Source organism: Streptomyces hokutonensis, assembly GCF_000376565.1.
Taxonomy (GTDB): domain Bacteria; phylum Actinomycetota; class Actinomycetes; order Streptomycetales; family Streptomycetaceae; genus Streptomyces; species Streptomyces hokutonensis.
Genome location: NZ_BARG01000149.1, coordinates 1 through 6,596 on the forward strand (window position 1 = coordinate 1; position 6,596 = coordinate 6,596).

General features: G+C 71.4%; 4 protein-coding genes. All 4 read left to right on the plus strand.

What is annotated here, in order from left to right:
* The coding region (locus SSP08S_RS54285) for an AMP-binding protein (RefSeq protein WP_019076007.1) at positions 1-1,272 on the plus strand (1,272 nt) is incomplete at its 5' end.
* A gap of 63 nt (positions 1,273-1,335) precedes the next feature.
* Positions 1,336-1,593, plus strand: coding sequence for a phosphopantetheine-binding protein (locus SSP08S_RS54290; protein WP_019076008.1), 258 nt, complete (start codon positions 1,336-1,338; stop codon positions 1,591-1,593).
* The gene (locus SSP08S_RS54295) at positions 1,580-5,860 is read left to right on the plus strand and encodes a non-ribosomal peptide synthetase (protein WP_019076009.1); all 4,281 of its coding nucleotides are present in this window, start codon (positions 1,580-1,582) and stop codon (positions 5,858-5,860) included. Before SSP08S_RS54290 ends, SSP08S_RS54295 begins: the two co-directional genes overlap by 14 nt.
* A gap of 93 nt (positions 5,861-5,953) precedes the next feature.
* The coding region (locus SSP08S_RS54300; protein WP_019076010.1) for an ABC transporter substrate-binding protein at positions 5,954-6,596 on the plus strand (643 nt) is incomplete at its 3' end.

Genomic DNA, 6,596 nt, shown 5'->3' on the forward strand with positions numbered 1-6,596 from the left:
ACCGCGCCAGAGGTCAGCCACATCCTCCAGGACTCCGGCACCCGACTCCTCTTCCTGGAAGACGAGTTCAGACAGGTCGTGGCCGGCATGCCGACCGTGCCACCCGAAACGGTCGTTCCGCTCGGGGAGTTGGAGCAGTGGCGTCAGCAACAGCCGCTCCACGAGACGGACTTCGACCCGACCCCCGACACTCCCGTCGCCCAGCTCTACACCAGCGGCACCACCGGCCTACCCAAGGGGGTGGTGCTCGCGCACCGCAGCTTCTTCGCGATCCGTGACGCCCTGGCGAGCGAGGGTCTCGACTGGATCGACTGGCGCTCCGGCGACATCGCCCTGGTCGGCATCCCCGGCTTCCACGTCGGTGGCCTGTGGTGGGCCACCCAAAACTTCAACGCGGGCACGACTATCGTCGCGATGCGCGCGTTCGCCGCCCGCCCGGCCGTCGACCTCATCCGCGACCTCGGCATCACCACCGCCTGCGTCGTCCCGGCCATGCTCCGCATGATGCTCACCGAACCCGGCGTCAGCGCCGAGGACTCCACCACGCTCCGCAAGACGGTCTACGGCGGCTCCCCGATCTCCGAGGCGCTGCTGGAGCAGAGCCTCGCCGTCCTGGACTGCGAGTTCGCCCAGATCTACGGCCTGACGGAGACCGGCAACACCGCCGTGTGCCTGCCACCCGCCGACCACGTCCCCGGCGGCCCCCGTATGCAGGCCGCCGGTCACCCCTACCCCGGCGTGCGCTCCAAAGTCATCGACGACCAGGGGCGCGAACTCCCGCCGGGCCAGGTCGGCGAGGTGTGCCTGCACACCCCCGCCCGCATGGTGGAGTACTGGGGCCTGCCCGAGAAAACGGCGGACACCCTCGTCGACGGCTGGATCCACACCGGAGACGCGGGATATGTCGACGAGGACGGTTACGTCTTCATCCGCGACCGGATCAAGGACGCCATCCTCGTGGCCGGCGAGAACGTGTACCCGGCCGAGATCGAGAACGTGCTGGAAGGCCACCCCGGCGTCGCGGAGGCCGTCGTTGTCGGCGCCCCCGACGAACGCTGGGGCGAGTACGTGCACGCCTTCATCGTTCCGGCCCCTGATCAACAGCCCAGCCCCCGGGACCTGCACACCTTCCTCGTGCCACAGCTCGCGAACTTCAAGCTGCCCGCCCGCTACGAGTTCATCGACAGCGTGCCGCGCAACCCCAGCGGCAAGATCCTGCGCCGCGAACTGCGCGACCGCTTCTGGTCGGACGCCGACCGCAAGGTCAACTGACCCGTCGGACAAGGCCAGTTCCTCACCCTCGCGCCCTCGTCGAGCCACCGAGAGAGAACCCGCATGCCTGAACCCCTCACCCCGGACAGCTTCCGCGCGGACCTCGCGGAGTGCCTGTTCCTGCTGCCCGACGAAATCGACCTGGAGGAGAGCCCGTTGGACGCGGGGCTGGACTCCCTGCGCATCGTCACCCTGCTGGAGCGGTGGCAGGCCGCCGGCGCGGACGTGACCTTTGTCGACCTCGCCGAGCGGACCTCCTTCGCCCAGTGGTGGCAACTGCTGGAAGAACGCCGGAAAGGAGCAGCACGTGCCGACACCTGACAGCACGTCATCCGCCGGGCGTCACCCACTGCTGGCCGCCCAGGAGGGCATCTGGGCCGGCCAGCAACTCGACGCCGACAGCCCCGCCTACAACACCGCCGAATACGTACGCATCGACGGCCCGGTGGACACGGCCGTCTTCGACACCGCCCTGCACCACGTCGTCGCCGAGACCGAGGCCCTCAACGTCACCTTCGTCACCGACGACACCGGCCACCCCTGGCAGCTCGACACCCCGGCCGGCGACTGGCGCACCCACATCGCCGACCTCACCACCGAGCCCGATCCCCAGGCCGCGGCCCTGGCCTGGATGGACCAGGACATGGCCCGCCCCGTAGACCTCACCCGCGGCCCGGTCTTCGGCCACGCCCTGCTCAGAACCGGGCAGGAGCAGTACCTCTGGTACCACCGGGTCCACCACATCGCCCTCGACGGCTTCGGCCTCTCACTGGTGGCCCGCCGCGTGGCCCAGGTCTACACGGCCCTCGTGGCGGGTGAACCCGTCCCGGACAGCGGCTTCGGCACCCTGGAGTCCGTCCGCGCCGAAGAGCTGGCCCACCGCGCGTCCGCCCGCCACACCAAGGACCGCGCCTACTGGACCGACCGATACGCCGACCGCCCGCCGGTGGCCAGCCCGGCCGGCCGCTCCGCTCTCCCCGCCCGCACCTTCCACCGCCACGTCACCGACCTCGACGCGGCCTGGTCCGCCACCCTGCGCACGGTCGCCCGTGACCTGTCGGTGACGTGGTCCGAGGTGGTGCTCGCGGTCACCGTCGCCCACCTGCACCAGGTGACCGGCGCCCCGGAGATCGTCCTGAGCCTGCCCGCGATGGGCCGCCTCGGCTCGGTCTCCCTGCGTGTCCCCTGCATGGTGCGCAACATCCTGCCGCTGCGCGTGCCCGTCATCCTCGACGACACCCTGCGCGACCTCGCGCCCCGCGTCTCCCGCGAACTGCGCGCCGGACTGCCCCACCAGCGCTACCGCTACGAGCAGTTGCGGCGCGACCTGAAGCTGGTGGGCGGTCAGCGCCGGCTGTCCGGGCCCGGCGTGAACATCATGCCGTTCGAGTACGGCCTGCGGTTCGCCGGCCACCGCAGCACCGTCCACAACGTGTCCGCGGGACCGGTCGACGACCTGGCCGTCAACGTCTACGACCGCTCCGACGGCACCGGCCTGCGCATCGCCCTGGACGCCAACCCCGACCTGTACACCAAGAGCGAGGCGGCCGGTTTCCAGGAGGGCCTGCTCGCTCTCCTCGACGGGGCGGTCGCCGCCCCCGACCGGCCGCTGCGAGAACTGGCGCGTACCTCCGCCGCCGGAGCCGTCCGCGTCCTGACCGGGGACCCGCTGCCCGCCCCCGCCCGACCGGTGCTGAGTCTCATCGCCGACCACGCCGCCCGCCGGGGCACGGCCGTCGCCGTGGAGCACGCCGGGGACACCCTCACGTACGCCCAACTCTTCGGTACCGCACGGGACATGGCTCGCCGCGTGGCCGCCCGGGGCGTCGGCCGGGGCGATGTGGTGGCGGTGGTCCTGCCCCGGGGCATCGACGCCGTCACCGCCATCCTGGGCGTCCTGCTGTCGGGCGCCGCCTACTGCCCCCTCGACCCGAAGGCCCCCGCCACCCGCACGGCCCACCTCCTGGCCGACGCCGCTCCGGCGCTCGTGGTGACGACCGGCGACCGCGCGGCCGGCTTCCCTGAGCAGGCCGTACTCGCCCTGGACCAGCCGGATTCCGGGCCCGCCACACCCACAGTGCCGTCGGCGCCCGAACTCGCGGACCTGGCCTACGTGCTGCACACCTCGGGCTCCACCGGGCGCCCCAAGGGAGTGGAGATCGGCCACGACGCGCTGGCCCACTTCGTCGCGGCGGCCACCCACCGCTACGGCATCCAACGCCAGGACCGCGTCCTGCAGTTCGCCCCACTGCACTTCGACGCCAGCGTGGAGGAACTCTTCCTCACCCTGTGTGCGGGCGGCACGCTGGTGATCCGCGCCGACGACATGACCGAGTCCGTGCCGCGCTTCCTGGACGAGTGCGCCCGCCTGCGCGTCAGCGTGCTGGACCTGCCCACCGCGTACTGGCACGAGATGGCCTACGCGCTCTCGACCGGCGCCGCCGAGCTGCCGGAGAACGTGCGGACCGTCGTCATCGGCGGCGAGGCGGCCCTGCCCGAACGGGTCGATCGCTGGCGCAAGGCCGTCGGCACCTCGGTTGCGCTGCTGAACACCTACGGGCCCACCGAGGCCACCGTGGTAGCCACCGTCGCGGACCTGCACGACCCCGCCCTTGCACCCGGCGACGTACCCATCGGCCTGCCACTGCCCGGCACCCGGGCCGCCGTCGTCGACGGCGAGCTGTACTTGCTGGGCGCCGCCCTGGCCCGCGGCTACCGGGGCGAAGTACCGGACAGCTCCCGCTTCGCACCTCTCACCGCGCTTCCCCGCGCCCCCCGCGCCTACCGCACCGGCGACCTGGTCGACGTCGGCGAGGACGGTCAACTCCGCTTCCTGGGGCGGGCGGACGACGAGTTCAAGATCAGTGGCCACCGTGTCCAGCCTGCCGAGGTCGAGAACGCCCTGCTCACCCACCCCCGCATCCGGGAAGCCGCCGTCGTGGGGCAGACCCTCCCCGACGGCACCCGGCGCCTGGCCGCCCACGTGGTCCCCGAGTCACCGGCACCGTCCGCGTCCGAGGTCAGGGAACACCTGCGGACCAGGCTGCCCGCGGCGATGATCCCCTCCGCGGTCGAACTCCTCGACCGGCTGCCCCGCACTGGCTCCGGAAAGATCGACCGGGCCGCCCTGACCCGGACATCAGCGCCCCAACTCCCCACCACCAGCAGCCCTCTTGAGCGGACCGTCACTGCCGTCTGGCGACAGATCCTCGGCACGGACACCCTCGCCGTGGACGACGACGTCTTCGACCTGGGCGCCCACTCCCTCCAGGCCATCCAGGCAGCCAACCGCCTCGGCGTCGAACTCGGCCGCGACATACGGGTCGCCTGGCTCTTCCAGCACCCCACCGCCGCTGGGCTGGCCGGCTTCCTCGGCGAGAACGCCCAATCAACGTCCGCACCGGCAGGACTCCCGCCGACCCTTCTCGCCGACACCGTCCTCGACCCGGGCATCCGCCCCGGCATCAGCCGCGCCCCGGACGCCACCCCCCGCCGCATCCTCCTCACCGGCGCGACCGGCTTCGTAGGCGTCCACCTGCTGGCCCAACTCCTCACAGACACGGCAGCCGAGATCGTCTGCACGGTGCGGGCCCATGACCAGGCCGAAGCAACCACACGCATCCACAAGGCACTTGAACGTCACGGCATCGCCCTCGACGAGCGGGCACGCAACCGGGTCACCGCCCTCCCCACCGACCTCGCCCGCCCCGACTTCGGCCTGACCCGCGACGCGCTCGCCGACCTCGCCGCCACCTGCGACGCGATCTTCCACAACGCCGCGACCGTCAGCATCATGCGCGACTACGCCACCCTGCGCGCCGCCAACACCGAGTCCACCCGTCAGCTGCTGCGCCTGGCCGCCGTGCGCACGACGCCCCTCCACTACGTCTCCACCCTGTCCGTGGCCCCGCCTGCGAGCCACAGCCCCGAGGTGCCGGAGGCATTCCTGCCGCCGCACGAGGGACTCCGCTACGGCTACCAGCAGTCGAAGTGGGCCTCGGAACGGCTGCTGGAGCAGGCGGCCGAGCGCGGTCTGCCGGTGACCGTGCACCGCGTGGGCCGGGTGGTCGGCCCGTCCGGCACGGGATACGTCAACGAGCGGGACTTCCTGTGGAGCGTGCTGCGGGCCGGCATCCCCGCCGGGATCGTCCCCGACCTGTTCGAGGACGAGGTCTGGACGCCCGTTGACTTCGTGGCCCGCTCCCTCGTCCACCTCTGCCTCACCCCCGGCCGTGCAGCCGGTCCGGTCTTCCACCACGCGACCCTGCCCCGGGTGCGGCTCGGTGACGTCTACGACTGGGTTCAGGAATACGGCTATCCGCTACGGCGACTGCCGCTGGCGCGCTGGCGCGAGCAACTGCCCCGCACGGCCGACGTCGCCGCCACGACGCTGGCCTTCTTCGATTCCGCCGACCGGGCCGCGCCGACCGACCTGCGCCTCGGCCACGTCCGGGCCGACAACGTCCGTGCCGGCCTGGAAGGCAGTGGCATCACCAGCCCGCCGGCCGACCGGGACCTTGTCTTCGGCTACCTGGACCACTGCGTCACCGCGGGTGTGCTGCCCACTCCGGCAACAGCCGCCAAATAAGCGGGACTTGCCGGGAACTCGCAACCACCTCGCCCCGACTACTGCAACAGAACCCCTCAGCCCATGAGCAGACCCCGCACGCAAGGAGCCCGCATGTCGATCAACCGGCCGGCCGCCACCGCCCTGGCCGCAGCCCTCTGCCTGCTCACGGCGGCATGCGGCGACTCCTCGGACAGCGACACGGCGAGCGGTACGACGACCGAGGTCGCCGTGTCGAAGACCGGCTACCCGGTGACGCTGAAGAACTGCGGACAGGCCGAGATCTTCAAGCAGGCCCCCAGCCGGGTCGTGGTCATGAACGGCGCCTCCGTCGCAGAGGTCTCCACGCTCCTCGCCCTCGGCCTCCAGGACAAGATCGTTGCCAATCAGCAGACCTACGGCATGTCCGAGGTCGCGGGCCGCGCCGCCGCCATCAAGGCCCTGCCCACAGGGAACGTGAAGCTCAACGACGCCTACGACATCCCCCGCGAGGCCATGCTCGGCCTGCGCCCCGATCTCGTCCTGTCCACCACCTCGTACGGCTTCGACGAGAAGAACGGCTTCGCCACCCGGGACCAGTTGAAAGCCGTCGGCGCCAACAGCTATGTCTCTCCGCAGGGTTGTGACCAGGACACCGCGAAGATGACCATCGCTGACAGCTACACGCTGCTGCGGGACATGGGCAAGGTCTTCAACGTCACTGACAAGGCGGAGAAGTTGATCGCCGCCTCCGAGAAGAACATCGCGGCGGTCTCGG